At 44.4% G+C, this 426-nt stretch carries 1 protein-coding gene; it reads left to right on the forward strand.

The genetic code is table 11. The features are described 5' to 3' along the window. Positions 1–369: hypothetical protein (locus NR125_RS29375; protein ID WP_256816883.1), on the forward strand; the 369-nt coding region annotated here is incomplete at its 5' end. Positions 370–426: the final 57 nt, after the last annotated feature.

Below are 426 nucleotides of genomic sequence, written 5' to 3' on the forward strand. Positions count from 1 at the left end.
AAAGGAAGGAGAAAGAGAAGGAAGAGAAGGGAAAGAGGAGGAAAGAGGGAAGAAAGGAAAAGGGGGAGGGGAAAAGAAAGGGAGAAAAAAGGAAAAAGAAAGAAGGGGGGAGAAGAGAAAAAAAGAGAGGAGAGGGAGAAAGAAAGGAAGAAAAGAAAGAAAGAGGGGAAAGGAAAGGAGAGGGAAGAGAAGGGAAGAAGGAAGAAAAAGGGGGAAAGAGGGAAGGGAGAAAAAGGGGGGGAGGAGGGAAAAGGAGAGGGGGGGGGGGGGGAGGAGAAAAGAAAAAAAGGAGAGAAAAGGGGGAAGAGAAAAGAGGGGGAGAAAAAAGAGAAAGAGGGGGGAATTGAAAATGAAAGAATTGGTATATGAGAATAGACTTATTAATCGAATAATGACGATAGTAGACAACCAAAAGGATAAGGGGGA

Origin of the sequence: Cytobacillus sp. Bac17, from assembly GCF_024519925.1 — a bacterium.
Classification (GTDB): Bacteria; Bacillota; Bacilli; order Bacillales; family Cytobacillaceae; genus Cytobacillus; species Cytobacillus pseudoceanisediminis.